The 23,957-nt window shown below is 37.2% G+C and carries 27 protein-coding genes and 1 pseudogene; 15 read left to right on the top strand and 13 right to left on the bottom strand.

Going from position 1 to position 23,957, the window contains the following annotated elements; genetic code table 11:
• Positions 1–33 precede the first annotated feature (33 nt).
• Entirely contained in the window at positions 34–1,443 is a 1,410-nt protein-coding gene (locus AC1M9H_RS02375) for an alpha/beta hydrolase-fold protein (RefSeq protein ID WP_481612675.1), read from the top strand.
• A 24-nt stretch (positions 1,444–1,467) separates the two neighbouring features.
• Here the strand turns inward: AC1M9H_RS02375 and AC1M9H_RS02370 are convergent, their stop codons facing one another.
• Genes AC1M9H_RS02370 through AC1M9H_RS02355 form a run of 4 tightly spaced genes read right to left on the bottom strand, consistent with a single transcriptional unit; the run spans position 1,468 to position 5,328 of the window.
• Positions 1,468–2,211: an SDR family oxidoreductase gene (locus tag AC1M9H_RS02370; protein ID WP_179997992.1), complete on the bottom strand. Its 744-nt coding sequence runs from the start codon at positions 2,209–2,211 to the stop codon at positions 1,468–1,470.
• A gap of 31 nt (positions 2,212–2,242) precedes the next feature.
• Positions 2,243–2,941, bottom strand: a complete 699-nt coding sequence (locus AC1M9H_RS02365) for a histidine phosphatase family protein (RefSeq protein WP_481612674.1) — start codon at positions 2,939–2,941, stop codon at positions 2,243–2,245.
• Positions 2,938–4,059: a phosphotransferase family protein gene (locus AC1M9H_RS02360; RefSeq protein ID WP_481612673.1), complete on the bottom strand. Its 1,122-nt coding sequence runs from the start codon at positions 4,057–4,059 to the stop codon at positions 2,938–2,940. Before AC1M9H_RS02360 ends, AC1M9H_RS02365 begins: the two co-directional genes overlap by 4 nt.
• 27 nt (positions 4,060–4,086) lie before the next feature.
• Positions 4,087–5,328 (bottom strand): acyl-CoA dehydrogenase family protein, encoded by a 1,242-nt coding sequence (locus AC1M9H_RS02355; protein WP_481612672.1) that lies wholly within the window; start codon positions 5,326–5,328, stop codon positions 4,087–4,089.
• A gap of 89 nt (positions 5,329–5,417) precedes the next feature.
• On the opposite strand from AC1M9H_RS02355, the gene AC1M9H_RS02350 reads away from it, so the two are divergent.
• From AC1M9H_RS02350 to AC1M9H_RS02335, 4 genes are all read left to right on the top strand, one after another.
• Entirely contained in the window at positions 5,418–6,332 is a 915-nt protein-coding gene (locus AC1M9H_RS02350; RefSeq protein ID WP_481612671.1) for a LysR family transcriptional regulator, read from the top strand.
• Between the two features lie 140 nt (positions 6,333–6,472).
• Positions 6,473–7,027 carry a thermonuclease family protein gene (locus tag AC1M9H_RS02345; protein WP_481612670.1) on the top strand — a complete coding sequence of 185 codons (555 nt, stop codon included), beginning with the start codon at positions 6,473–6,475 and terminating at the stop codon, positions 7,025–7,027.
• 100 nt (positions 7,028–7,127) lie between these two features.
• Complete coding sequence (locus AC1M9H_RS02340) at positions 7,128–7,577, top strand: MarR family winged helix-turn-helix transcriptional regulator (protein ID WP_481612669.1); 450 nt, start codon at positions 7,128–7,130, stop codon at positions 7,575–7,577.
• Positions 7,574–8,782 (top strand): MFS transporter, encoded by a 1,209-nt coding sequence (locus AC1M9H_RS02335; RefSeq protein WP_481612668.1) that lies wholly within the window; start codon positions 7,574–7,576, stop codon positions 8,780–8,782. Before AC1M9H_RS02340 ends, AC1M9H_RS02335 begins: the two co-directional genes overlap by 4 nt.
• Before the next feature lie 49 nt (positions 8,783–8,831).
• On the opposite strand, the gene AC1M9H_RS02330 is transcribed toward AC1M9H_RS02335, so the two are convergent.
• The 5 genes from AC1M9H_RS02330 to AC1M9H_RS02310 all read right to left on the bottom strand — a co-directional run bounded on the left by AC1M9H_RS02330 (position 8,832) and on the right by AC1M9H_RS02310 (position 14,011).
• The gene (locus tag AC1M9H_RS02330; protein ID WP_481612667.1) at positions 8,832–9,434 is read right to left on the bottom strand and encodes a nitroreductase family protein; all 603 of its coding nucleotides are present in this window, start codon (positions 9,432–9,434) and stop codon (positions 8,832–8,834) included.
• A 245-nt stretch (positions 9,435–9,679) separates the two neighbouring features.
• Entirely contained in the window at positions 9,680–10,171 is a 492-nt protein-coding gene (locus AC1M9H_RS02325) for a hypothetical protein (RefSeq protein ID WP_035267803.1), read from the bottom strand.
• Between the two features lie 181 nt (positions 10,172–10,352).
• The gene (locus tag AC1M9H_RS02320; RefSeq protein ID WP_481612666.1) at positions 10,353–11,252 is read right to left on the bottom strand and encodes a DUF4760 domain-containing protein; all 900 of its coding nucleotides are present in this window, start codon (positions 11,250–11,252) and stop codon (positions 10,353–10,355) included.
• A gap of 252 nt (positions 11,253–11,504) precedes the next feature.
• Positions 11,505–12,899, bottom strand: a complete 1,395-nt coding sequence (fumC, locus tag AC1M9H_RS02315; protein WP_481612702.1) for a class II fumarate hydratase — start codon at positions 12,897–12,899, stop codon at positions 11,505–11,507.
• A gap of 110 nt (positions 12,900–13,009) precedes the next feature.
• On the bottom strand, positions 13,010–14,011 hold the full coding sequence (locus AC1M9H_RS02310; RefSeq protein ID WP_481612665.1) for an NAD-dependent epimerase/dehydratase family protein: 1,002 nt from the start codon (positions 14,009–14,011) through the stop codon (positions 13,010–13,012).
• 71 nt (positions 14,012–14,082) lie between these two features.
• Between AC1M9H_RS02310 and tusD the strand changes: the two genes are divergently transcribed.
• Genes tusD through AC1M9H_RS02290 form a run of 4 tightly spaced genes read left to right on the top strand, consistent with a single transcriptional unit; the run spans position 14,083 to position 15,502 of the window.
• Positions 14,083–14,451, top strand: a complete 369-nt coding sequence (tusD, locus tag AC1M9H_RS02305) for a sulfurtransferase complex subunit TusD (RefSeq protein WP_481612664.1) — start codon at positions 14,083–14,085, stop codon at positions 14,449–14,451.
• Positions 14,452–14,495: 44 nt separating this feature from the next.
• Positions 14,496–14,846 (top strand): hypothetical protein, encoded by a 351-nt coding sequence (locus AC1M9H_RS02300; protein ID WP_035267809.1) that lies wholly within the window; start codon positions 14,496–14,498, stop codon positions 14,844–14,846.
• A 5-nt stretch (positions 14,847–14,851) separates the two neighbouring features.
• Entirely contained in the window at positions 14,852–15,151 is a 300-nt protein-coding gene (locus AC1M9H_RS02295; protein WP_481612663.1) for a DsrH/TusB family sulfur metabolism protein, read from the top strand.
• 27 nt (positions 15,152–15,178) lie between these two features.
• Positions 15,179–15,502 carry a TusE/DsrC/DsvC family sulfur relay protein gene (locus AC1M9H_RS02290; protein WP_179998007.1) on the top strand — a complete coding sequence of 108 codons (324 nt, stop codon included), beginning with the start codon at positions 15,179–15,181 and terminating at the stop codon, positions 15,500–15,502.
• A 253-nt stretch (positions 15,503–15,755) separates the two neighbouring features.
• On the opposite strand, the gene AC1M9H_RS02285 is transcribed toward AC1M9H_RS02290, so the two are convergent.
• Positions 15,756–16,127, bottom strand: coding sequence for a hypothetical protein (locus tag AC1M9H_RS02285; RefSeq protein ID WP_481612662.1), 372 nt, complete (start codon positions 16,125–16,127; stop codon positions 15,756–15,758).
• A complete protein-coding gene (locus AC1M9H_RS02280) occupies positions 16,127–16,477 on the bottom strand; it encodes an immunity protein Imm33 domain-containing protein (protein ID WP_481612701.1) in 351 nt (116 codons plus the stop codon). The genes AC1M9H_RS02285 and AC1M9H_RS02280 overlap by 1 nt, the downstream gene beginning before the upstream one ends.
• A gap of 152 nt (positions 16,478–16,629) precedes the next feature.
• Here AC1M9H_RS02280 and AC1M9H_RS02275 point away from each other — a divergent pair, with 152 nt between their 5' ends.
• The 5 genes from AC1M9H_RS02275 to accC all read left to right on the top strand — a co-directional run bounded on the left by AC1M9H_RS02275 (position 16,630) and on the right by accC (position 21,117).
• The gene (locus AC1M9H_RS02275) at positions 16,630–17,247 is read left to right on the top strand and encodes a LexA family protein (RefSeq protein WP_481612661.1); all 618 of its coding nucleotides are present in this window, start codon (positions 16,630–16,632) and stop codon (positions 17,245–17,247) included.
• A 28-nt stretch (positions 17,248–17,275) separates the two neighbouring features.
• On the top strand, positions 17,276–18,607 hold the full coding sequence (locus tag AC1M9H_RS02270) for a Y-family DNA polymerase (RefSeq protein ID WP_035267823.1): 1,332 nt from the start codon (positions 17,276–17,278) through the stop codon (positions 18,605–18,607).
• A gap of 236 nt (positions 18,608–18,843) precedes the next feature.
• Positions 18,844–19,299 (top strand): type II 3-dehydroquinate dehydratase, encoded by a 456-nt coding sequence (aroQ, locus tag AC1M9H_RS02265; RefSeq protein ID WP_035267826.1) that lies wholly within the window; start codon positions 18,844–18,846, stop codon positions 19,297–19,299.
• A gap of 18 nt (positions 19,300–19,317) precedes the next feature.
• Positions 19,318–19,737 carry an acetyl-CoA carboxylase biotin carboxyl carrier protein gene (gene accB / locus AC1M9H_RS02260; RefSeq protein ID WP_481612660.1) on the top strand — a complete coding sequence of 140 codons (420 nt, stop codon included), beginning with the start codon at positions 19,318–19,320 and terminating at the stop codon, positions 19,735–19,737.
• 15 nt (positions 19,738–19,752) lie between these two features.
• Positions 19,753–21,117, top strand: coding sequence for an acetyl-CoA carboxylase biotin carboxylase subunit (gene accC / locus AC1M9H_RS02255; RefSeq protein WP_035267832.1), 1,365 nt, complete (start codon positions 19,753–19,755; stop codon positions 21,115–21,117).
• An 83-nt stretch (positions 21,118–21,200) separates the two neighbouring features.
• Here accC and AC1M9H_RS02250 read toward each other — a convergent pair whose 3' ends face one another.
• Complete coding sequence (locus tag AC1M9H_RS02250; protein ID WP_481612659.1) at positions 21,201–21,683, bottom strand: hypothetical protein; 483 nt, start codon at positions 21,681–21,683, stop codon at positions 21,201–21,203.
• A 252-nt stretch (positions 21,684–21,935) separates the two neighbouring features.
• Between AC1M9H_RS02250 and AC1M9H_RS02245 the strand changes: the two genes are divergently transcribed.
• Entirely contained in the window at positions 21,936–23,402 is a 1,467-nt protein-coding gene (locus AC1M9H_RS02245; protein WP_481612658.1) for a GGDEF domain-containing protein, read from the top strand.
• A gap of 4 nt (positions 23,403–23,406) precedes the next feature.
• Here the strand turns inward: AC1M9H_RS02245 and AC1M9H_RS02240 are convergent.
• Positions 23,407–23,931: pseudogene (locus tag AC1M9H_RS02240) on the bottom strand (MFS transporter); the annotation flags it as partial.
• Positions 23,932–23,957 lie beyond the last annotated feature (26 nt).

Raw genomic sequence — 23,957 nt, 5'->3', positions numbered from 1 at the left:
ATCATTTACATAATTAATTCAAAGCTAAAATCCATGAATCATCCTATCAAATTTTTTTCTATATTGATGTTAGTGAGTTCCGCAGTAAGTGCTGATCTTTCTGTAAATCATTCATTACAAGTCAGCACTCAATCCTATGCCCCTGTATGTGAGGATATGGATGCTAAAAGTAAGGTGCTTCAACAAATTCAAAAACAGATTCAGATGTATCCTGAGCAAAAAAATCATCTCCTCGATCAATTTTGGTCGGAAATTCGTAAAAATCAAACCCCAATAATTGAAGATTTTAATGAAACACACCAACGTGTCATTTATTTATATCGTGGTGCAAAACACAATGTGCGATTAATCGGTGGTCCGAGTAATGATCATGAATGGTTCACTCGGCTTAAAGGTACTGATATTTGGTTTAAAGAAAGTATTGTCGATTCAAGATTTATCGGAAGTTATAGTTTTGCTGTGGATTCGCCGAATATCGATGGATATTTATCAAATTACTGCCCACATTTAAACCCAAATTTAAAAGAATCACGAGATCAGCGTCGATCTATTTTAAAGGTACAACAACTCGACCCTTTCAATCCTCATAAGTGGTTTGATTCTAAAAACATTGCCTTAAAAACGAATACCACGCTGAGGAATGAAAATATCGCAAAACTCAGTCGAGCGCCCAATTTTATTGATCCAACTCAAATGGCTGAAAATAGTGAAAAACAATTAGTTTCATCCGTGTTGAAAAGTAAAGTTTTGGGAAATGATCGTCTTATTCAGATTTATGCAACTCCACCTCAAGTCGGAAAATCATATATCACTCTGATTTTTTTTGATGGTGAGCAATATGCGCATTTAGTTAAAGTTCCCCAGATATTAGATCAGTTGGTTCAACAACAGCAACTCCCACCTATACAGGCTGTTTTTGTTGGACACCCAAATGATCAATTACGTGCTAAAGAACTTAGCCCCAATCCAGAATACACACAGTTTTTTCAAGAAGAATTATTGCCTTGGATGAGTCAACATTTGCCCTACCAACGTGATCACAACAAAACAGTCTTATTGGGTTCAAGTTTAGGTGGTCTGAGTTCTGCTTATTTGGCGTTAAAAACATCCAATGATATTAGTCACGTCGTGCCACTTTCTGGTTCATTTTGGTGGAAATCTGATCCAAACGATACAATCAATGGTATGAGTAAACTGATCAGAGCTTCAACATTAGACAATACAAAGAAACTCAATTGGTATATTTCAGCCAATAGCTATGAAAATTCGAGACAAAATAATAGCTTAAGCATTCTAGAAACCTCTCCGATTGTCGCTCAGGATTTAATCGATCAGGGACACAATGTTCACTATCAAGAATATATAGGCGGACATTCATATGCCGTTTGGCAAATCGTCATACAAGATGCTTTGAAATATTTCTTTAAAAATAAATCCCACTAAATGTGGGATTTATAAGACGTTATTTTAACTCAGCTTATTGACGAGCTGAAGCGGTAAAACCTTCATTGCAAAACCCAATGGCAACCATGGCCACTTTGGTACATATGCTTTGACTGGTTGCTTTTCGATTGCTTCAGCTAATAGTCGTGATCCTGTGGCTTGATCGACCTCAAAAGGTAATTTTCCAGCACCTTCATTAATTTCAGTTCGAATGTAACCAGGATAAATCGTTGAAACTTTAATTGGTGTTCCAAGAAGTTCAGCTCGAATCCCTTCGGCTAAATGCGCAATTCCCGCTTTACTGGCAGCATAAGCTGTAAGATGTTTTGGCATACCACGCAAAGCACTCATCGACGAAATTACAACTAAATGTCCTGAATTTTGAGATCTAAAAATTTCGACCGCTGCTTCACATTGTGCCATCGCAGAAATAAAATTAGTTTCAACTGTTGCTTTATTAATCGCAAAATTACCTTTCCCGATACGACGTCCTTCGCCCACACCAGCATTGACTATCACTCGATCGATAGTGCCTAGCTCATCTTTAAACTCTTTAAATACACGGAAGACTTGCTCATCATCCGTGACATCCAATACCTTCGCACTTACTTTTACCTGATAGCGTTGTTCTATTTCATCTTTTAAAGCATACAACCTTTCTAAACGACGTGCACAGATCGCTAGGTTATATCCTTTTTTTGCAAACTCTTGTGCCATCCCAGCACCGATACCTGAGCTTGCACCTGTAATTAATATAGTTTTGTTCATTCCATTTTCTCTCTATGGCATATAGCCTTGATCAAATCCAAGTGAGCAAATCACGATCTTGTTCTTTTAAATAATGATGTTCATTTAAACTGAGTAATTGTGGTTCTGTACCAACCAATCTTAAGGTGGTAAAACTGGTATTGGTGATTGCCCAGTTCAATGCAAAAGTTTTGTCTGCACTTAAACCAAGTAAATGCCCTGCAACAACAGATATAACACCACCAGACGTATAAACTACGGCATAGCGAGGTTTTTCCTTTTCAAGTTGTACACATAGTTTGTTCAAGCCTTGAAGTACTCTTTGCTGAAATTGAGGCCAGCTTTCGTCATAATCATGATGATGATCACCATTGGTCCAACGTTGAATTGCACCTTCAAAAATTTTTCCTAAATAGGCACGTGGATCTACCGCTTGACTAACATCTTTTTTAAGTAATGCAGGATCTGCAAAACGTGGTTCATATTTTGCAAACACTTGTTGATGATTGAACTCGTTCCAATGTGGATCGATATCAATCTGACTGTCAGGAAAACACTCTTTCAAAGAGATATCCGCCGTCTGCTGATGACGTTTCATCGAGCCAGCTAATACATAGGGCTGCTCTTGTATTAACTTTTGAAAATATTGTCCTAACACACGTGCTTGAACTTCACCTTTCTGAGAAAGCTGATCATAACTTTCAGCACCAAATGAAGCTTGACCATGTCTGACCAAATATATTGTCGTCATCTTGGCAGAATATCCTGTAATTTTTCGAGATAAGTTTTTGCAATTTCATTCGCTTCAAGCTTTTGTATACCTATAAGTTTTAAAGCACGAATATGTAATGCATGAATCACAATCCAAAAATCCTTAAATGCAGGATTATCCGTTTGTTTATGGTAATAACGATAATAAATTTGTTGTGCTATGACCGCTAATCTAAAGATCCCAAAAACTTCATAGAACGTCCAGTTAGATGGCTTTAGTCCTGTTTTTTCTAGGTAATAATCCACAACTTCTTTACGTGTAAACATGCCTTTAAGATGTGTAGGTTGTCGACGTGTCGATTTAAAGATCATATTGTCGTTTTCTTCAACCCAATATGCTAAGGCTGATCCTAAATCCATAAGTGGATCACCAATTGTCGCCATTTCCCAATCCAACACCCCGATGACCTCAGTAGGCTGTTGAGGATTCAAAATGACATTATCAAAACGCCAATCGTTGTGAATAATACAGTTGGATGAATCCTCAGGAATATTGTCTTTAAGCCAATTTCGTACAAACTTAAAGGTCGGCACATTGATGGTATGGGCTTTGTCGTAGCGACTGTCCCAACCTTCGACCTGACGACGGCAGTAACCCTCACCTTTTCCAATTTGCTCAAGTGCTGTTCCTTGATAAGGAACTTGGTGCAATTCAATCAATTTGTCTAAAACATTTATACAAAGCTGATGCACATCAAATTCAGTGAGTTTTAGTTCTGGTGGAAGCTTTGCCCTTGGTATAATTCCCTCGATTCGCTGCATCACATAAAAATCGCATCCGAGTACAGATTCATCCTGACATAATGCCAGCATTTTGGGCACGACTGGATATAGATCTTTTAAAGCTTTCTGAACATTATGTTCTCGAACCATATCATGAGCAGATTTGGCTTTGGTTCCTGCGGGTGGTCTTCTTAATATCAGATCTGCATTGCTATATTTTAGCCGGTATGTCCAGTTTGAAGCTCCACCAGAATATTGTGTAACTTCTACAGGCTCAATCACTTCCACACCATTTTGATTTAACCAGTTTGTGACTGAAACGATATCGAGCTCTTCACCACGTCTGACTTGCCCTGCTGTATCTATAACTGACATATTTCTTCCTTAAATCGAGTGCTCATCTTATTGAGAATGACGAGTTGAAAAACCACGTTTCGCAAGTTCCAATTTTGCAATCATGCCTTTATGCACCTCATCTGGCCCATCTGCCAAACGTAATGCACGCGCTTGTGCAAAAAAACCTGTCAATGGCGTATCTCTAGATAGACCTGCACCGCCGTGAATTTGCATTGCCATATCGACAACTTTTTCCAAAACACTAGGTGCAACGACTTTAATTGCAGAGATTTCAGTGAGTGCAGCCATATTGCCCAGTTTATCCATTTTATATGCCGCATATAAGGTCAAAAGACGTGCTTGATCGATGGCAACACGCGCTTCCGCGACTCTTTCCAAATTACCACCAAGTTTCAAAATTTCCTTACCGAATGCTTTTCTTTGCATTCCACGATCAATCATTAATTCCAATGATTTCTCAGCAGCACCGATACAACGCATGCAATGATGAATACGTCCTGGACCAAGTCGCCCCTGTGCAATCTCAAACCCTTGACCTGCTCCACCAATAAAATGAGTGACTGGAACACGAACATTATTAAAGGTTACTTCTCCATGACCGTGTGGCGCATCATAATCACCAAATACAGGTAACATTCTTTCAATTTTTACGCCCTCAGTTTCAACTGGAACTAAAACCATTGAATGTTGTTGATGTCGACCTTTATTTGCGTCTGGTGTATGTGCCATAAATATAATGATTTTTGCATTAGGATCGCCTAAACCCGAAGACCACCATTTGCGTCCATTTAGAACAATTTCGTCTCCCTCAATTACAGCAGTGGCTTGCATGTTCGTCGCATCTGAAGAAGCAACTTCTGGTTCAGTCATGCAAAATACGGATCGAATTTTTCCGTCTAAGAGAGGTTTTAACCATTGCTCTTTTTGTTGTTCTGAGCCATAGCGCCAAATTAACTCCATATTACCGCTATCTGGCGCATTACAATTGAAAACCGTAGGAGCCAATAAACTACGGCCAGTTAACTCAGCAATGTGTGCATATTCTTGAACTGTTAAACCTTGACCAAATTCTGGGTCTGGTAAAAAAAGATTCCACAGATTTTGTGATTTAGCTTTTTGTTTAAGTACTTCAAGTTCTGCTGGCCACGTCCATGATGTCCAATCATCACTTGAATTTAATTGATGAACTTTATGCCAAAATTCTTGTTCTATAGGCTCTATTTCGTCTTGAATAAAGCGTTGTGCTAAATCGTAAAAGTGTTTAGCTTTTTCCGTTAATTCAAACATTAATCCCTCAAACTATATTCTCGTCACGCTTTACATCAACATAGCTTGAAATCTACTATGAATAAAATGATTTATTTAAATATTACTTTATGAATAGAATTCATCAGGAATCTGTGAACCTGAGCGCTTTTTCACACATTGATATCAATCTATATCCATTATTTATTGCGATATACGAACATCAAAGTATCAGCAAAGCCGCAAATTTGATGTGTATTACACAATCTGCAGCCAGTCATGCTTTACAGCGATTAAGACTACAATTGAAAGATGAACTTTTTATCCGAAGTGGTATAAAGATGGTTGCGACACCCTTTTCACATCAAATTTATCCACGAATAAAAGAAACATTAATCGCAATTCAGCATATCTCGACTCATCATATATCTTTTGATCCATTGACGATTCAATCTATTCGTATAGCAATTCATGATGAAATTGAGCCTTTAATTTTTCCGCAGTTAATTCGTCATTTTCGTGATTTAGGACTAGCGACACGGTTTCAAAGTATCAAGTTAGATCGAACTAACTGGGCAAAAGATTTATTGTCACAGCAACTTGATTTAGTGGTCGATCTTCAACAGAAAGTTGATGAGAAAATTTATTTTAACGCTTTAGTGAATGATCGCTTTGTCATATGTGGTTTGACAACCATCGAAAATTTAGAACAATACAAACATGCCCAACATATTGGTGTTTCATCAAGGCATTCTGGTGTGCTTATTGAAGATTTACATTTTAAAAAGTTGAATATTCAACGTGATATTTTTTTACGCTGTCAACATTACTCAACAGCACTACAAATTTTGAAGGAGTATCCTGACACATTGTTAACCTTACCTTTTAGTATTTTAAAAAATTTGAAATTACCTCAAGATTTAAAAATTTCTGAACTCCCTGTTGAATTTCCTTTAATGAAAATGGGAATTTATTGGAATTCACAATTAGCATTACATAAAAAGTTTCAGTATTTAATTTCAGAAATTAATAAAATTTTTGCTTAGGCTATTTGTGGCGGTGATAGATGATAAAACTTAGGCTATTTAGTTGAAAATCTGTGTGAACACCATCTGTTCAATATTGAATCAAACACTCACTTCGAGTTGATTTATCATATTAAGGCTTGTTTTCTCTTGTGTTTTCTATGTTTGATCAACTCCCTGCATCATGGCTTATTGGGCTAGGTGCGATTTTATGCTTATTACTTCTTATCATTTTTAGACAAGTAAGAATTTATCTTCTTCAAGTATTTAAACCTTTTAAAAAAGGAAAAACTTATTGGTGCCGTGTTACAGCGGTGAGTGATGGTGACACCCTCTCCTGCCATCGTTTGAATTTAAGACTTTCTAAAACTAAAGTACGCTTTGCTTTTGTAGATGCGCCTGAATCTAATCAAAGTTACGGGCTTGAATCCCAACGCTTAGTCAAGAAAATGGTTCAAGGTAAAATTATTCGTGTAAAAATCACGGATATTGATCGTTATGGACGTTGCGTGGGTGTGGTCTACCGCTATCGCAAGAATATGAATGAAGAATTAGTGAGGCGTGGTGGTGCGTGGGTTTACGAAGAATACATACGTGATCCAAAGCAATTAAAATATATGATCTCGCTACAAGATAGTGCAAAACGCAATAAACGTGGTCTCTGGCGCGGGACCCGTCCTATTCGACCAAGTACTTTTAGAAAACAAAAAAACTAATATTTTCAATACCCTGATTATCAATAAGTGCATTACGCTTGATTCGTCTAATAATTGAGCGTAGATTCAAGCCAACAAACTAGTTAGCTTGGTTAACTATATGCAAAATTCTCCCAAATTCCGTGTCGTATTGCTGCGAAGTGCGCGACTCTTTAGTGAACGTTTAAATGATATCTTGGCTCAATACCAACTGAACTATTCAATGTGGCAGTTGATTTATCATATCTATGATCATGACTCCATCACTTCAATTGGTTTGGCTCATGAACTCAATGTTTCTAAACCATCAATTGCAAAACGCATTAATACTTTACATAAATTAGATGTTATTCAGTTTTTAGAATCATCTGATAAACGCCAAAAATTAATTCAATTAACCGAAAAAGGTAGAGATCTTTATCAAATTTGTACAATTCAGATTGATCAATTTGAACAACAGTTTTTGAATCAAGTAAATCCTGAAGACATTGCTCAAAGTGCTGGGACACTTCAACTGTTTTTGTCTATTTTAGAGCGTGATAAAAGCTTAAATATCGTGGAGGAGTTATGAGTACTTCCTCAAATCAAGTTAATCAGCCTCTTTGGACACGTAACTTTATTTTGGTCAGTTTAATTAACTTTCAATTGGTACTGACTTTTTATCTTCTTGTCATTGTCATTGTGGGATTTTCGATAGCAGAACTTGGAGCGACGACGGCGCAGGCTGGTTTAGAATCAGGACTTTTTATTGTGGGTACACTGATTGGTCGTTTATTGGTGGCTAAGTTCCTCGTTAAATTCGGTTCTAAAGTCACCATGCTGGTCGGACTCACTGGATTTCTCATATTTTCAGGCTTTTATTTTCTCCATTTAGAGGTTGGAGCTTTATTAATCGTTCGATTCTTGCATGGCTTTATGATGGGGGTTGCCTCCACCGTATTTGGCACAATTATCGCTCAAATTATTCCAGCTACTCGTCGTGGTGAAGGTATAGGTTACTACAGTATGAGTAGTACTTTAGGAACTGCAATTGGACCATTTTTGGCAATCTGGCTAATGCTTCATGTCAGTTACAACATTATTTTTGCCCTATCTTCAATCCTTGCAGTTTTATGTTTAATTACAGCTTTATTTATTCAAGTTCCTCAATTGCAACAGGTTTCGTCTATACCTGATCAGGCCCATACTCAAAATAGTTTTCTATCTCAATATATTGAAAAGAGCGCCTTACCCATTGCTCTGATCATGTTGGTAAGCTCCCTCTTTTACTCTGGTGTTCTATCGTTTATTAATTTTTATGCCAAAGAAATTGATCTGGTTGAAGCAGCATCATTTTTCTTTCTCATTTATGCGTTGACGATTCTGCTCTCTCGTCCTATTACGGGACCACTGATGGATAAAAAAGGCGAAAATATAATTATGTATCCGGCCTTCCTCATTATGGCACTTGCATTCTTCTTGTTGAGCCAAGCTAACAGTTCGGGCCTTTTGTTGATTTGCGCAGGATTATTAGGTTTAGGCTACGGTAATATCCAGTCAATTTGCCAAACGATTGCAGTGAAAAGTACTAGTTTGGAACGAATGGGATTTGCAACCTCAACTTATTTTATCTTTTTAGATGCAGGTTTGGGATTCGGTCCTTATTTCTTAGGTTTAGCTTTAGATTTGATCAGTTACCAACAACTCTATTTATATAGTGCTATGGGTACTTTATTTTGCATTGTCTTATATTATGTATTACATGGGAATAAAGTTAGAAATATGAATATTGCTTAGGCTATTTATGGGTTTAAAAAAAGCACTCCAATGAGTGCTTTTCCATATTTTATTTAAACATTTTAAAACGTGTGGCGTCGTCAATATAGCCTTTATCGAAAGCCTCTCCTTCTTTAGATCCAAATACCAATTGTGCGCGTAGTTTCCACGAAGCCGGTACAGCCCATTCAGATTGGACTTGATCATCTACAATCGGATTATAATGTTGAAGGTTTGCACCTAAACCTTCTGTATGTAAAGCTGTCCAAACCGCAAACTGTGCCATTGCTGTTGAATGTTCCGCCCAAATTGGGAAGTTTTCCGCATACGAAGGATATTTCTCTTGTAAGTCAGTGATTGTATCCATTTCTTCGAAAAATAATACAGTGCCTAAGCCTGCAGCAAAGCTATCCATTTTTGCAGAAGTTTTTGCTGCACTCGCCTCGTCCTTCGCATATGACTTTAGCTTCTCTTTCACAAAGCCCCAAAACTTTTCATGTTCAGCGTTAAATAAAATCACCGCACGTGAAGATTGAGAGTTAAAAGATGATGGGCTTTGTTTAATCGCATTCTGAATAAGATCTGTTAAGTACTCAGGAGATTGTTCAACTGCTTTTCCTAAAGCATAAATCGTACGGCGTTTTTGAATTAAATCTAAAAATTGATTCGACATTTTCTGAAATCCTTTGGTATTTCCTCGGGGAAATACGATACTCTGACCTTTAATTCATTAGAAATACTTAACCAAAGATTAAATATTCAACAAATCAAATATGTTGTAGTGTTACATTAAGCATTTATCAGACCAACATCTATCCATTTTGAACCCTAATTCGAAGATTTGATTTTATTCGTATTTTTTTTACCCAATAGTAAAAAGCCCTCCATGATAGAGGGCTTTTCTTGGCATATGTAAGCTTAAAATTTAGCCTCAAGAACCTGAGCCGATACTTGGTTTTTCCATAGGGAGCGTAAGGTTGGCAAATAGAATTTTTCACCTAACTCTACTAATTCAGCATCAATCGCCGTATGAACTTCATGCATGAACAAATAGTCTAAATCTACCGTACTGAGCTTAGGTTGTTCTTTAGAAAACTTTGCTCTTTTTTGTTGAGCAGTTTTTACTAGCTGATCTGCAAATTCACGATTTTTGAATTGTGTAATGGCATTTAGACGCAGTTCAATAACACCCCAACCTGTCAGTAGAAGTTTGAACGTTTCAAAATCTTTTGTTGTTGATTCCCACGTCATGTCTTCTAGATTTTCATCTTTAGGCAGAACAGGAAGTAGTAATTCCATGATACTTGGGAAGATTTTTTTAAAGTTAAGAATAAATTTAACAGGATGTTCACCTGGATAATCTTGAAATTGAACATTTTTTTGAACATCTGTTAAATATATATCGAGCATTGAAAATTTCCGTAGATTGGCTGTCTTAAGTCTAAGATAAGAACTTTGATACAACAGCAATTAAAAGCAATGTGTATTTTAACAATTGTGACGAGTTAATCAATCTCATAATAATTACATGACTATGTGATGAAGTTTTTACTTATTTTTTTAATGTTTTACAGTTATCGCATAATAAATCTTACTCCGTTGAATATTTCGTTAATTTCTCTATTAATCTCATGATAGCTATCATTATTAGCCACCCTGAGCCCGTTAAAATTGTTAATGTAATGTTCCGAAGATTATTAAATTTATGTTTCTTTCTATTCTGAACTTCATCATCAATACCTTGCTTACAATTGATACATTCTGGTTCTTTGTTCTCTTCCCACCTTTTATGCAAAATTTCGAGTTGATTGTAAATTTTAGGACTATCAATCTCTCTTAAATATTCAATTACAGGTTGGAAGAGGTTGTAATTAGCTTTAAGTATTGATTTGAAACTACTTTTTATTAATTCTTCATCTAAGTTGTTATGTCTGATTCCAATTGCTACAAATTCCAAAAAATTTAATAAATATGTTACAGCCGATTTTTCCTCATCTTCCAATGAATTAAATTTTTCTCTAGTCAATTGCACTTTATCTTTCGACTCTAGGTTTTGATCCTTCCCCAAATTCCTTCTTATTTTGGTTGCAATATCAACCTTAGCAATATACGCAGTAGAATTCCTACTATTCATCAATACTTGTACTGAATGACTTCTTATAGTGTTTATAATTTGCACCCTTGAAGTAAAAATCCAACCAAAAACGGCAGCTATAGCTGCTAAAACCGTAACTAATGCTGTCGTTTTAAACTGCCCATCTGTATTTTCTATATCAAAATTTAGAAATTTATAATCTTCAAAAAAACTTTTCCAAATTAATATTTCTACAAACGTGATACCTAATAAAATTAAGATGAGAAGGAGTTGATTACTACTTCTAATCTTAATAAAGAAATTATCTCTACGATAAATATAAAAATAAGCAATTACAGTGACATATGGAATAATCAAAAGATAAGTATAAAAGTAATTCAATTTTATTTTACTCAAAAATAAAGCACCCTAATGGATGCTTTATTACACAAATTTAAATGAGTCTCAACCTAATCCATAGCCTTCTTCAAGGATTAGACGAGCTTTATAATTATTCATGATTGTCTCCTTTATAAAAGCCTTAAGTGACGTATGAAAGGTCGTTATATAAATAGTATTCTGAAATGAATAATTGGTCAATATATTAAAGACAGTTGCTTGTCAATATATGTTATCAACATTCAAATCATAAAATTCACCAAATCAAAATCACTTCACATTAGGTGAAACCATATTCTCAGGTACAACGACTTCATCAAACTGCTCAGCTGTGACTAAATTCAGCTCTACAGCAACTTGTTTCAGAGTCTTTCCTTCCTTATAGGCAGTTTTCGCAACCTTAGCCGCGTTTTCATAACCAATCACAGGATTCAATGCAGTAACTAACATCAACGAGTTATGCAAGAAATAATCGATCTTATCTTGGTTTGGCTCAATCCCCACAGCACAATGCTCATTAAAGCTATTACATGCATCACCTAGCAGTTGAATTGATTGCAGTAAATTATAAGCAATAACCGGCATAAAAACATTTAGTTCAAAATTACCTGAAGCACCAGCGATATTAATTGTCGTGTCATTACCCAAAACCTGCGCAACAACCATCGTCATAGCTTCACTTTGAGTAGGATTCACCTTACCTGGCATAATACTCGAACCTGGTTCATTTTCAGGAATACGAATCTCCCCAAAACCACAACGAGGACCACTCGCTAACCAACGAATATCATTGGCAATCTTATTTAAACTCGCAGCAAGTGTTTTCAGTGCGCCAGAAGCAAATACTGCAGCATCACGTCCTGCTAGTGCTTCAAACTTATTTGGTGCAGGCACAAAAGGTAAACCCGTAAGCTCAGCCAATTTTTTTGCTGCATTTATAGCATAATCAGGATGAGCATTTAGACCTGTCCCGACAGCTGTACCACCTAATGGCAATTCATATAACCCTTCTAAAGCTTGCTCTAGACGCTTTAATCCATGATCGAGTTGGGATACGTAACCACTGAATTCCTGGCCTAAAGTTAACGGCGTTGCATCTTGTAAATGTGTACGCCCAATCTTAACGATATTTGAAAATTCTTGAGACTTCTGATGTAAAGTTTCACGTAAAGCTTGAACTGCTGGAATCAGTAACTCATTGATCTGTAAACTAGCAGCGACATGAATCGCTGTTGGAAACGAATCATTTGTAGATTGAGCTCGATTAACATGATCATTTGGATGAACGGGTTTCTGTGCTCCAAGCGGATTACCCAGTTTTTGATTCGCAATATTTGCAATGACTTCATTACAGTTCATATTGCTTTGAGTACCAGAACCTGTTTGCCATACCACTAATGGAAATTGACTGTCCCATTGCCCCGTAATCACTTCTTCTGCAGCACCCACAATATAATTCGCCAATTCAGCAGGAATCTGATTTAACTCAGCATTGGTAAGTGCAGCAGCTTTTTTGACCAGCCCCATACCACGGATCATCGCACGAGGAAGTCGCTCACCACCAATTTTGAAATTTTGCAAACTGCGCTGGGTTTGAGCCCCCCACATCGCATCACTTGGTACTTCTACATCACCCATCGTGTCGTGTTCTATACGTGTTTGCATATCAGCCTCAAATATTTCGCTATTCATTGGAAGAATCATGTTTGATTCAGATTGATCCACCGTTGATTTGATGCTAATCAAAAAAACCATAAATGTAAATGATTATCATTTTAATTATTAAAGGTGCTTTGATAGTATCGCCATTGATCTTCAATCATTTGTTGTAGTGATCGATGTGCTTTCCATTGCAATAATTCAAATGCTTTTAAACTATTCGAACCAATTTGATCTAATTCTTGGAAAACATAATCAGTTTCCTCAGTTCGAATTTTGGTTTCAGTCACTTTTTCTACCGTATTAATCAAGTTTTGAATTGAACTTGGCTGACCTGCGATATCAAATGCTTCGCACGTTGATCTTTGATTAAATAACCACTTTAAAGTTGCAATGACTGCCTCACACACATCAATGACATGCACAAAACTTCGTTCAACCGTTTGGTCTTTTGTCTTGGCATTCTTTTGTAATTGAATGGAATCGCGCTGCATGGCTGCGACTTGTAATACCAAAGGCAAAATATTTTTAGGTAAAGGGGCAACCACTTCTCCCAAAACTCCATGTTCAAAAGCACCAGCTACATTTGCTAGTCTCAGGATCGCAATACTCCATTCTTCGTCCGTTTTAGAGGTATCACGGATGATCTCTTCAATCATTTGCTGGGATTTAATATAAGGGTTTGGATTGGCAAAATTGAGAGGATGCTCTTCATTTAAATTCAAACTCGAAGTGCCATAAACCGCCATACTTGAAAGATGTAATAATGTTCGTACACCTGTTCGTTGCATTGCACGCATCAGACTCATAATGCAACTGACATTATCATTATAATATTCAAGCGGTTTTAAGCGAGACTCCTCTAAAGACTTAAATCCTGCAGTATGTATAACAGCACGGATTGAGTACTGCTCAAAAACTTTATTCAGAGCAGGCGTATTTCTAACATCTAGCTTTACAAAAGGTACATACATTCCAGAAATATATTCAAGACGTTCAAGTGTTTGTAAATTCGCATTGGCAAGATTATCTACAATGACGACTTCTTGACCATGTGCCAATAAGCTTAAAACAACGTGTGAACCTATAAAGCCTAATCCACCTGTCACTAAAATCATTGTATACTACCTTTTTGTTTAAAAGCCTGAACAAGCTATTTTCAGTTTGATCACCCTATGCGAAGTTTTAAATGAGTACGTTATTACTAATTACCTCGGCACCTAGCTCAATCCATGCTTGGCATGCATTAGGACTCGCACAATCATTGCAAGCGAAAGGCGAAATTTTTCGAGTTTTCTTTTATCAAGAAGGCGTTCAAGTTGCAAACAACTTACAGTGGTCGCCAGATGATCAAAGAAGTCTCACACAAGAGTGGCAAAAATTAAATATCAAACTTCCTGTTTGCGTAAGTGCTGCCCTAGCACGTGGAATCACTGATGCTGAAAATGCTCAACGCCATCACATTGAGTCCCATAATCTGGCTGAAGGTTTTCAGCTGGTAGGACTCGGTGAATTGGCAGATGCTGTCTCAACTTCAGCACGTCTAGTTCAATTCTAAATTATTCATTTTTCATTGATTGTTGCAATTGAAAGGTAAATTGTGTGAAATCTGTACTGGTTATATTAACCCAATCAAATCTCAACTCGCTACAAGTTCATGAGAGCCTTTCTGCAACCATGGTTTTAGCAACTTTTGGCGCTGAAGTAAAAGTTTTATTGCAAGGCGCAGCTTTAAGTTTACTCCGTTCCGAATTAAGCTTCGAACCCATTAAACATGCGTTTAAACTGGCTTCCAACCTCGTCGATAGCTTTGAGTTTTACGATCTAAGCCCTATTTTGGTTGAATCCAATCAACAAGATAATCCCTTTGTTCAACATACTACGCATGAAATTAAATTTATTGAATTTAATAAAGAGTTAATTCAAAGCTTTGACCATGTGCTGTATTGGTAACTCATATGACCGATAAAACGCTTTATTTAATACAATCTCAATTTGCAAATACTGAACATTGTATTCAACAGGTTCAAAAAACACTGGATACCGATGATGCTTTAGTGCTTATGGGGGATGCGGTGTTGGCATTGTTTACACCATCTGTACTTACGATTCAAAACAAGGTCTACGTTTTAGATCGAGATGCTGAGTTATTACCTTCGCATCTATTGAACGGCGAGTATTTTCAAATTGAAGTGATTGATTACACCACTTTTGCAGATATCATTTTGGGCTTTACACGCTGTATTAGCCTTAAATAAAACAAATTTATTGACTTAGGTTTTACCATGACCACTGAATTATCCCTTGAACTCGATCAAGATGGTCATTTAGTTGACTATACCATTTGGAATGAAAATGTAGCGCAAGTACTCGCGAATACGCTCGAGCTTGAGCTAACAGCTTGGCATTTCGAAGTATTGCATGCGGTTCGCCAGTTCTACGCTCAATTTGGTCATTCTCCTGCAACTCGTCCCTTAATCAAATTTTTAATGAAACACGTCAGCGCTGACATTGATAATGCAGTATTGCAAGAAAGGTTTAAAACAGGCCTAGTTGCTCGCCATCTAAGTCGATTAGCCGGAATACCAAAACCAGCCAATTGTCTGTGAGCCAAAGCTACTTTTTTTGATTTACATAGTATAGTTAGTCAGTTCAGTTCGTAGCTTAAAAAATGAATTAATCAGTGAAATAGACATTAAAAAACCCGCTATGCAGCGGGTTTAGACATCACCTAGACTAATGATGGTTAAGATGTCGCGTGTCAATCAGGGAAATTGGAATACGTCAACTCAACGCAAAAAATTATAATAAAGTTCGAGTTATCAATTCAGTCCAAATTCATATCAATATCTGACAAATTTGCTAGTTTGCGCTACACCAATCATCAATTGTCATGCCCGATTGTTGAAAACTCGTAGATTGCTGATTTAAATAAAATTGCGCAATACGTTTCATTACATGTGCTTGTTCAACTTGAATGAACTGGTCTGCTAAACCAACAATGTTTTGATAGGCCTTTAACCTTCCGCATAAAGCAAGTTGTTGCTCCATCGGTGTGGCTGTAGAGTGTGCATCATCTAAAATTTGCTTGGTTTGTTCGATCAGCTGCATTTCATGATCCAGTTTTTGCTGATACGCCATTTGTTGTGCATCAATCAAATCATTCGCTACAACCTGTTGTGATATAACAAAACTTAAACCTACAAAAATCAACCTCACCCATAACATGCGCATTAGATTCCTAAATCAGGCTCAGCTTTCCAAACATCCTCATAATCATCTCGATCAATCATAAAACGGAAACCTGTTTCCAATGCAAGAAATGGAATGGCATCGGGTAAAATTTCTTCAAGCTCTTTCACCGTCATCGTCTCAAAAAAATCTTTGCCCTCGCCTAATTCACCACCATAAATAAACCATGCCACTTTCTCACCTGGTTCAGGCTTATTACGCAAACCGACGATTGGCTCTTGATCTAAAGTATGCTTAGCCACAGCAACAATATCATCTTCATTCACTTTGATGTAAGCAGAATCAAACTCCTCACAGACTAATTTTTGCTCTTCAATAAAATCTTGCAACATGGATGATTCCATTTTCATCATAAATTCAGACCTAATTTTAAGCATAGTGTCGTATAAGCACAATCAATCCGACGAAACAATCTGTTTTTACAATGTTTTTTTTGCTATCTTGATTTTGTTACATATTCAAGATTAAATGGGGGGAATTTCATATGAGCAGCAATTCAAATATTTCAGCAACAAATACCGCTTCTCTACATGGTGGTAAACGTGCCAATGCAGGTCGAAAATCACAGTTTTCAGAAAAAACAGTAGTAATGCGTGTTCCTGAATCAAAAGTGATTCAAATTAAAGAATGGTTAAAAATACGACCTGAAGATGATTTCAATCAACAAATTGAAATTTCACCAATCCAATTTAGAACATGTTTAAAAATCGCCTATCCTATTGAATCTGTGGCAGCAGGCTTCCCTTCCCCAGCACAAGATTATGTAGAAGGACATATTGATCTAAATGAATACTTGGTTCACAACGTAGCATCTACTTTTATACTACGCGTAAATTCTTTATCAATGAAAAATGCAGGGATTGAAGTTGGTGATCAAATCTTGATTGACCGGAGTTTGAATGCAGAACATGGTGATATCGTCTTGGCGCTGATTAATAATGAATTCACAGTAAAAAGATTAATGTTAGAAAAACAAAAGGATGGAACGATCCTTTTATGGTTAAAAGCCGAGAATCCAGACTACCCTGACATCTATCCTCGTAGCGAAGAACAAATCATGGTCTGGGGTGTAGTGACTTGTATTTTAAAAAAACTGAAATAAATTGATCTAAGCAGTTCACCCTACTCCTATGCAAAATATTTATCATCAAGAGATTTTTGCGCTCATTGATATTAATAACTGCTATGTCAGTTGTGAGCGTGTATTTAATCCAAGTTTAAATGGTCAACCGGTCGTTGTTTTAAGTAATAACGATGGTTGTGTCGTATCTCGTAGTGAGGAAGCGAAAGCTCTCAATATTGGCATGGCCGTGCCATGGTATGAAATTGAAAAAGATATGCTTAAAGCTGGTGTTAAAGTATTTTCAAGCAACTATGCCCTCTACGGCGATATGTCTAGTCGCTTTTTCACTATTTTAGAGCAACACTTTCATGCAGATTCAGATCTAGAGCCCTATTCAATTGATGAATGTTTTATTCGCCTAACACATTATCAAAGTCTTTTTGATTTAGAAAAATTTTGTCGAGAATTAGTCGACCGTATTCAACAATGGATCGGTTTACCTTGTTGTATCGGGATTGGTTACAGTAAAACACAAGCTAAACTCGCCAATCACTTTGCCAAAAAACGTTCTGGTTTTAACCGAGTGTGTTCTTTATTGGATTTGGATCCATGCAGTTTTGATCAATTACTTATAGAAACCTCAGTATCGGAAATTTGGGGCGTAGGTCGAAAAATTAGTAAACAACTTGAAAGTTACGGTATTTATAATTGCTATGACTTAACTTTTGCCAATGAACACTATTTGATGAAGCAGTTTTCAGTGCTCATGGGGCGTACCATTCGTGAGCTAAAAGGTCAGTCCTGTATTTCACTAGAAGATCCTGATTTACCGTCTAAACGAATCTTAGCATCACGAAGTTTTGCATCAGCATTAAAGGATAAAGCATTAATCAAGCAAGCCATGATTTTTCATTTGAGTCGGGCTCATGAGCGTTTAACCAAGCAAGAACAATTATGCGCCTGTGTCCATGTGTCTCTTTATGAAAAAATTCCAGTAAAACCATTCAAGAAATCACATTCTCATGTAATTGGTTTGGAATATCCGACGGATGATTTATTAATCCTGACCCATGCAGCACAACAGCAAATTGATGTTTTATTTAAAGAAAATATACGTTATGTAAAAGTTTCCGTCATGTTTTCTGCTTTGAGTGCTAAAAAAACACATACACATGACCTTTGGCAGCCTCATGATTTAATCCAGCAGCGAGATTCACTCATGACAACAATTGGCGCTATGAAAAACCGCTTTGGAAAGCATTGTATTCAAGTGGGCTATCATACCAATCAACAACAATGGAAAATGAAGCAATTGCACCACTCTCCACGCTATACCACCTCATGGTCAGAAATGCTGACTATTGATGACTCACATATGGCGGTTACACAAAACAAATGAATACTTTTGGTCAATTCGGTTTAAAATAGCAGACTCGAAGAATTAAAAGAAAAATGTAATTTTTTAACATTGCCAATTGACTGCAAAGTTCTCAAAATACAGCTCATTGACGACATTGTTTTTTTGCTATTTTTGAAACAAAATATAAATGAAAAGCTTAAAAACATGCCATAATATGCAAACTTTGCAGACATCTTGCAAGGTTATATTGCAACTTTCATATTGGAGCTGTCTTCATGAGTTCGACCATTTTGGTCATACATGGACCAAATTTAAATTTGCTAGGAAAGCGAGAACCTGAAGTTTACGGACATTTAACTTTAGACGATATCAATCATCAACTCATACAGCAAGCTCAAGAAAGTTCAATTCAACTTGAAACCTTCCAAAGCAATTGGGAAGGTGCCATTGTAGACCGAATTCATCAAGCCCAAATTGATGGTATAAAATTTATCATCATCAATCCTGCTGCACTGACCCACACCTCAGTAGCAGTACGTGATGCCCTATTAGGTGTTGCGATCCCATTTATTGAAGTTCACCTTTCAAATGTTCACGCACGTGAAGCATTTAGACACCACTCTTATCTCTCAGATAAAGCTGTCGGTGTCATTTGTGGACTAGGCGCACAGGGTTATTCATTTGCATTAACTCATGCCGTGCAAAAAATTCAAACTTCTACACATCTTTAACCTTAGGAATACGAATTCATGGATATTCGCAAAATTAAAAAGCTCATCGACTTAATGATTGAATCGGATCTTCAATCTATTGAAGTAAAAGAAGGTGATCAATCCATTGCTTTAGCGCGTCGTAATCCTATCGTAGCCGCTGGTGTTGCACCAATACAACCTGCTGCGCCAGAAGCTCCAGTTGTGAAACCAGCTTCTCGTGGTGCTGTTGAAACCTCACCAATGGTTGGCGTGTTCTATGCTGCACCAAGTCCAGGCGAAGCACCATTTGTAAATGTAGGACAAACTGTTTCAGCAGGCGAAACGCTTGGAATTATTGAAGCAATGAAAATCATGAACCCAATTGAGGCAACTCAAAGTGGTGTGATTGAAGAAATTTTAGTTAAAAATGGTGATGTAATCCAATTCGGTCAACCTTTATTCCGCTACCGCGCGTAATCGTTGGGGGTTGGTATGTTGCAAAAAGTTCTCATTGCCAACCGAGGTGAAATTGCACTGCGTATTACACGTGCTTGCAAAACACTCGGTATTAAAACAGTCGGTATCTACTCGGATGCCGATAAAGACCTCATGCATTTACGCTTTGTTGATGAAGCCGTTTGTATTGGTCCTGGTGCAAGTAGCGAAAGTTATCTAAATATTCCTGCAATTATTACAGCAGCGGAAGTGACTGGTGCAGATGCAATTCATCCAGGTTATGGCTTTTTATCAGAAAATGCTGAATTTGCTGAGATTGTAGAAAGTTCTGGTTTTATCTTTATTGGTCCACGTCCTGAACATATTCGCCTTATGGGGAATAAAGTGTCAGCGATTATGGCGATGCGTAAAGCTGGTGTACCAACCGTTCCAGGTTCAGCTCATGCTGTAACACCAAACAATGCCTTGGCCGAAGCAAAAGAGATTGGCTTCCCACTTATCGTTAAAGCTGCTGCTGGTGGTGGCGGTCGCGGTATGCGAATTGTTGAACGTGTTGATACACTGTTGGAGTCTGTACAAGCAGCTCAACGTGATGCTGAAATGTGGTTCGGTGATGATACGGTTTACATGGAACGTTTCCTTCAAAAGCCACGCCATGTTGAAGTACAGGTGATTGGCGATGGTAATGGTCACGCCGTACATTTATATGATCGTGACTGTTCATTACAACGTCGTCATCAAAAAGTGCTTGAGGAAGCTCCTGCTCCGAACCTTCCAGAAGAAGCTCGTGCTGAAATTTTAGCAGCTTGCGTAAAAGCATGCGAATTAATGCAGTATCGTGGCGCAGGCACGTTCGAATTCTTATTTGAAGATGGTGAGTTCTTCTTTATTGAGATGAATACACGTGTTCAAGTAGAACATCCTGTGACTGAAATGGTAACGGGTGTCGATATTATTGAACAACAGCTTCGTGTAGCCGCTGGTCTTGGTTTAAATCTAGAACAAGATCAAATCAAAGTACACGGTCATGCAATTGAATGCCGTATTAATGCAGAAGATCCAACCACCTTCCTTCCATCACCAGGTAAAATCGAGCAATTCTACACACCTGGTGGTGCAGGCATCCGTTTAGATTCTCATATCTATCCAGGTTATAGCATTCCACCTTACTATGATTCGATGATTGCTAAATTAATCGCACATGGTAAAGATCGCGAAACCGCTTTGGCTCGTATGAAACAAGCCTTAGATGAAATGATCTTAACTGGAATCAAAACCAATATTCCGCTACACAAAGATCTCATCCTTGAAGATAAGAACTTTGCAGAACAGGCTATGGATATTCACTACTTAGAGAAACATTTGTTGAAACAGGTACAAGGACATAGCGAAGCTGAGTAATTACAGCTTTACAAGATGAATAAAAAAGCCTCTTTTTCAAGAGGCTTTTTTATTATTGAAGAATAGACTGCAAAGATTTTAGCTTAAGGCAATATACGATTAAGTTTTGCAAAACATTGTCCACCCTTTTCAGATGCACAGAAATTGATTTGATTCGGATTGTCCCATTTTACAAAATATTGAGACAAATCTCCTGCCTGATCTACTTGATTACCAGAACAGTCTTTTTCGTTGTTCTCATAATTGACTTGCATGACCAAGGTAGGCAACAAGCCCGAAGAGCTGTCTTGAGATGGTTGATACTCAAATAAACCGACCGACCACTCTTTAGCACTATTCACGACCACCTCATTGTTACCACGGAAATTATAATACTCAACACATTTTTTATTATTTGGCATTTCCATTCCCCATAAACCTAAAATTTCTGGGCGCATGTTGATTCGAATATTATTTTCAGGCTGTTGTAAATCAGCACCTTTAGCTTGCGCTTGGACATTTTGATCGGCAGAAGAAAAAGACGTCATTAATAAAAGTAAAGGTGCAAAAAAAACTGTTTTTTTCATACAACATCTATAGGTCAACGTTTAGAGCTAAATTAGCACATTTCAGCAAGAAAACTCATAGAATTAACGTGATAAGAACAATTTTATATAAGAAAATGAATTCCCTATTGATGAACTTTAAATCATCAGCAGTTTAATGCGATCTATTGATTTATTAGTCCAAAAATATATTCTTATCAGAATAATATTCATTCTATACCTCACAGAAAGCTTAAAAATATAAGATTTTATGCAAGGGAATATACGTTAAGTATGACCATATGGATACGAACAGAGCTGATTAAAAACAATGCACAATCTTTTTTGATTGTCATGCTCATCATTACACTTTGTGCTTTGGCTGGAATATTTGGTCGACCTCTCTCATTTCTTTCAATTTTCTGGCCTGCAAATGCCGTACTACTTGGTCTTTTTTTAAGATTTAGTTATCTCAATAATCTTGGTGGCTGGCTTGGGGCCTTTTCTGGGTATATGCTTGCAGACCTAGGTACTGGCAACACTTTACAACTTACTTGGTTGTTAACTCTTGCTAACTTGCTAAACCCATTAGTGACCTTATACCTACTGAACCGGTTAAAAATCAATTATCAAGAATTCAATAAAGGTCTTACATTTGTTTACTTATTTTTAATTAGTGCTTTTGGAGGGTGCCTAGCGAGCCCAACCTTTGCGATTTTAACCATCCCTTATGTTCCTAACAGCTTTATGGAACTCAGCCGTATTTGGGTTGATTTTGGCATGTGGTGGAGTGGTGAAATTCTTAACTTTGTCGCTTTTTTACCTATTGTTCTCGCATTACCAAACAAAACTACAGTTCAACAATATTTTGTAAATCAAAAAAATCAACGTTTAAGTTTGCCCCTTGTCTTACCCTTCATATTTGTCGTTGTATCTGTAATTCTAACTCACTTTTTTATTGGCCCTGGCGCCATCATGTTCCCGATCGGAGCACTCATCTGGGCAGCATTAACCTACAATTTATTGTTGGTTGCAATCATCAACTGCTTTGTATGTATGTTCTTATACAACAGCTTAAGTGCATATTATCTAACAGAATCTCCAGAAGCATTTATTTCGACAACACTGTCTGTTCGCATCGGTCTTTTCATGCTGGCTTTAGGCCCACTAACATTATCAATTATTAGTTTGAATCGCCAAAAGCTATATCACCAAATATTATATTTAGCGAACCATGACAGTTTAACAACGACTATGAATCGCCGATATTTTTATGAAGAAAGCGAAAAGACGATAGACTCAACTCATAGGGAGGCGAAATCCAATATTCACAGCGTGTCTATTCTACTACTCGATATTGACCACTTTAAAAAAATTAATGATCAATATGGACATGAAATAGGTGATATTGTTCTCAAAGACTTTAGCAATATCGTCAGATCTCAAATTAGATCAAATGATTTATTCGGTAGAGTTGGCGGTGAAGAATTTGCCATCTTAATTAAAGATAGTAACCTACCAGCCTGCATTAAAATCGCACAGCGTATATGCGACCGCGTGGCAGAAACACCGATTATGATCAGGCAAAATCAACATCTCAATATTAGTGTAAGCATAGGTTTAAGTTATCAACAACTTCCGTCTGGCACCCCATTCCAACAATTGATTAATCGTGCAGATGTTGCCCTTTATCAAGCGAAATCTGAAGGACGAAATAGATTATGCGTGGATCCGCAATTACTATTTACTCAAACATCATAAGTCACTATCTTGCTTCAGTGGGCTTGAGATTTGGTAAAGCGGATAAAAATATGAAACCAATCAACGTTGAAGCTCCTGCAATGATAAAAATATAGCTGCCAGAAATCAGCTCCCAATATTGTCCTGCCAATACGCTTCCAGATGCCACACCCAAGCCCCACATCGTACTATACAAAGCTTGAGCTCTACCCTGCTGCCCAGCAGAAAAGTGCTCAAAAATAATGCGCATCGCCAATAAGTGAAATAAACCGAAACTGAATGCATGCATTGTCTGGGAGAGAAATTGGAGAACAAAACTTTCAGGAAATAAACCAACAATCAAAAACCTAAGCCCAGTCATCCATAAACAGATCGCAACCAACTGACGCCATGTAAAACGATTTAAAAAAAATGATGCATAGGCAAACATCATGATTTCAGCAATAACACCTGTTGACCAAAGAAATCCTGTTGCTGTGGTACTAAATCCAGATGACTGTAAGTAATTGCTATAAAAACTATAGAATGGTGCTTGAGCAAACAACATAATTGAATATCACATCCAAAATCAGCCAT

This window comes from Acinetobacter sp. ANC_7512, assembly GCF_056779935.1.
The sequence above is the reverse complement of the archived record's forward strand: the minus strand, read 5'-3'. Positions and strand labels throughout refer to the sequence as shown.

Coding starts and splice junctions, on each gene's coding strand:
- AC1M9H_RS02335 (WP_481612668.1), top strand. CDS start 7,574: ATGAGTACTTCCTCAAATCAAGTTAATCAGCCTCTTTGGACACGTAAC.
- AC1M9H_RS02340 (WP_481612669.1), top strand. CDS start 7,128: ATGCAAAATTCTCCCAAATTCCGTGTCGTATTGCTGCGAAGTGCGCGA.
- AC1M9H_RS02310 (WP_481612665.1), bottom strand. CDS start 14,011: ATGATTTTAGTGACAGGTGGATTAGGCTTTATAGGTTCACACGTTGTT.
- AC1M9H_RS02345 (WP_481612670.1), top strand. CDS start 6,473: ATGTTTGATCAACTCCCTGCATCATGGCTTATTGGGCTAGGTGCGATT.
- AC1M9H_RS02275 (WP_481612661.1), top strand. CDS start 16,630: ATGAGCAGCAATTCAAATATTTCAGCAACAAATACCGCTTCTCTACAT.
- AC1M9H_RS02365 (WP_481612674.1), bottom strand. CDS start 2,941: ATGACGACAATATATTTGGTCAGACATGGTCAAGCTTCATTTGGTGCT.
- AC1M9H_RS02375 (WP_481612675.1), top strand. CDS start 34: ATGAATCATCCTATCAAATTTTTTTCTATATTGATGTTAGTGAGTTCC.
- AC1M9H_RS02370 (WP_179997992.1), bottom strand. CDS start 2,211: ATGAACAAAACTATATTAATTACAGGTGCAAGCTCAGGTATCGGTGCT.
- AC1M9H_RS02270 (WP_035267823.1), top strand. CDS start 17,276: ATGCAAAATATTTATCATCAAGAGATTTTTGCGCTCATTGATATTAAT.
- AC1M9H_RS02330 (WP_481612667.1), bottom strand. CDS start 9,434: ATGTCGAATCAATTTTTAGATTTAATTCAAAAACGCCGTACGATTTAT.
- accC (WP_035267832.1), top strand. CDS start 19,753: ATGTTGCAAAAAGTTCTCATTGCCAACCGAGGTGAAATTGCACTGCGT.
- AC1M9H_RS02250 (WP_481612659.1), bottom strand. CDS start 21,683: ATGAAAAAAACAGTTTTTTTTGCACCTTTACTTTTATTAATGACGTCT.
- AC1M9H_RS02280 (WP_481612701.1), bottom strand. CDS start 16,477: ATGTTGCAAGATTTTATTGAAGAGCAAAAATTAGTCTGTGAGGAGTTT.
- accB (WP_481612660.1), top strand. CDS start 19,318: ATGGATATTCGCAAAATTAAAAAGCTCATCGACTTAATGATTGAATCG.
- AC1M9H_RS02360 (WP_481612673.1), bottom strand. CDS start 4,059: ATGTCAGTTATAGATACAGCAGGGCAAGTCAGACGTGGTGAAGAGCTC.
- AC1M9H_RS02295 (WP_481612663.1), top strand. CDS start 14,852: ATGACCGATAAAACGCTTTATTTAATACAATCTCAATTTGCAAATACT.
- AC1M9H_RS02245 (WP_481612658.1), top strand. CDS start 21,936: ATGACCATATGGATACGAACAGAGCTGATTAAAAACAATGCACAATCT.
- tusD (WP_481612664.1), top strand. CDS start 14,083: ATGAGTACGTTATTACTAATTACCTCGGCACCTAGCTCAATCCATGCT.
- AC1M9H_RS02355 (WP_481612672.1), bottom strand. CDS start 5,328: ATGTTTGAATTAACGGAAAAAGCTAAACACTTTTACGATTTAGCACAA.
- AC1M9H_RS02325 (WP_035267803.1), bottom strand. CDS start 10,171: ATGCTCGATATATATTTAACAGATGTTCAAAAAAATGTTCAATTTCAA.
- fumC (WP_481612702.1), bottom strand. CDS start 12,899: ATGCAAACACGTATAGAACACGACACGATGGGTGATGTAGAAGTACCA.
- AC1M9H_RS02285 (WP_481612662.1), bottom strand. CDS start 16,127: ATGCGCATGTTATGGGTGAGGTTGATTTTTGTAGGTTTAAGTTTTGTT.
- AC1M9H_RS02290 (WP_179998007.1), top strand. CDS start 15,179: ATGACCACTGAATTATCCCTTGAACTCGATCAAGATGGTCATTTAGTT.
- AC1M9H_RS02350 (WP_481612671.1), top strand. CDS start 5,418: ATGAATAGAATTCATCAGGAATCTGTGAACCTGAGCGCTTTTTCACAC.
- aroQ (WP_035267826.1), top strand. CDS start 18,844: ATGAGTTCGACCATTTTGGTCATACATGGACCAAATTTAAATTTGCTA.